The organism is Vibrio sp. 10N.247.311.47 (genome assembly GCF_041467535.1).
Taxonomy (GTDB): Bacteria; Pseudomonadota; Gammaproteobacteria; order Enterobacterales; family Vibrionaceae; genus Vibrio; species Vibrio crassostreae_C.
Genome location: NZ_JBFSUR010000096.1, coordinates 1 through 1708, shown reverse-complemented (window position 1 = coordinate 1708; position 1708 = coordinate 1). Strand labels below are relative to the sequence as shown.

Annotated in this window: 1 protein-coding gene; it reads right to left on the bottom strand. The window is 39.8% G+C overall.

What is annotated here, in order from left to right; translation table 11 throughout:
- Positions 1 to 398: 398 nt before the first annotated feature.
- Positions 399 to 794: a DUF2391 family protein gene (locus AB6E51_RS24345; protein WP_017060180.1), complete on the bottom strand. Its 396-nt coding sequence runs from the start codon at positions 792 to 794 to the stop codon at positions 399 to 401.
- Between the last annotated feature and the right edge of the window lie 914 nt (positions 795 to 1708).

Sequence of the window (1708 nt, the reverse complement as noted above, 5' to 3'; positions counted from 1 at the left end):
AACGGCGGACTGTTAATCCGTATGTCGCAAGTTCAAGTCTTGCAAGGGGAGCCAATTAAAAGAAGCCGCATCATTGATGCGGCTTTTTTGCATCTAAAGATCCTAACTTATTAATACAACTACCCTCACCTTTCAAATACCATATTCAATTCAGAAACCAACCGTTTTTATATCCTTCCAAAGCTACAAATCTTCGCTACTTAATGCTCTTCAAAATCTCCCAACAACAAACGACACATTCACGTAAGAGTCAGTCACAGTACGTTGCTACTCATTTTATTGACTAGGAGATCGGTTGAAAAAATCAATACTAAGTTTGGAGGTAAGAAAGCTAAATAACGAATCAAGTAAGCGCTGAAAAGCTCTGTAAGACACTTCAATCCAAATTGATACACAGATTACTCTTTATCAAAACTATCCACTACAATAGCGCCCATAGAGGCTGGCATTGAAATAACAATCACTCTTTTGATCGATACGACGGGATCACTCAATAGAGGTAATTTGTCCAGGCAAGTCAGTACCAAAGCAACGACCAATGCCGTCATAACATAAGCAATCACTATTCTGAAAATAAACACCGGCAACCGAGCAACAACATCTTTTTGAAAGACACTCTCATACGTATAGAAGCCTAAGAACACCGCAGACAGTAAAAATAGCAGCAATAGATTAGCGGTAGGTAAAGTCTCCCCTAACTTCCAAGCCTCTTCAGAAAAAGAAATCGGCACGGCCAAGGCAAAAGATCCCACAAAGATCTGGCTCGCATCTTCAAAGTTAAAACTCAATTTCATAATTCGACCCATTAGGTTTAAGGCTTTATCTAATTCTGAAAAGAATCACAAAACTATCCGCCAATGATTTGGGGGATTTTTATTTCTACTAAGCAAACAGTAGTGACCTTCTAGCTTCATCTTAGTCGCAATAACCAAAACATAGCTTGAACTAACCAGCAAGAAATCAATATGCTCAGAGCAAAACGGTCAACACGACTGATTAATATCGAGTCAACAAACACATCAAAATCGAAGACAGAGTGGTAACCCCTAATATACCAGCACCTAGAACCAAGGAATCTAAATCCGCAGGGTGATAAACGTCACTTCACGAATACGAGGGATGCTCTATTTCTTAGCTTATATACCCCTCAGGCACCACTTGGGAACACACTTAGCGACTCTCACCTTTAAGCTGAATCTAGCCTACTTTCACCCTTTGAAGTACTTAGAACGAGTCGCTCAATACCATCGAGAGTGGTTTTAAGCTCAATGCATAACAAGAGACATTAAGTCGACTCATTATGAGCTCTAGCGTTCTTAAGAGAAGCCTCCATGATAGAGCCCTAATTACACGTATCCTATAGATTCACAGATAGAGCAGAAGTCAGATTTCGTAGCCGAAAGGCTGTTAACTAACACTGAGAGCCGCTCACTTAATAAAGGAAACATCTACAGCGCGTATGGCTCGAGTATCTGAATGCTAAACTTAAAGCTATAAACGTTTGAAATCATGCTCGAGTCACCTCACAGCTGGAATCAGAAATGATGTAGTCCTAATCATGAGTTGGTTTTGGGGAACACCTGAGCTAAGAGCTGTGGGCTGCGGGAAAATCTTTTGTGTAAGTTATTCGACTGACGTGCGAAACACTATGATTTATACCAATTAAAGTAAAAATGTGATCTAATTAAGATTGATGAATTATTGTGAA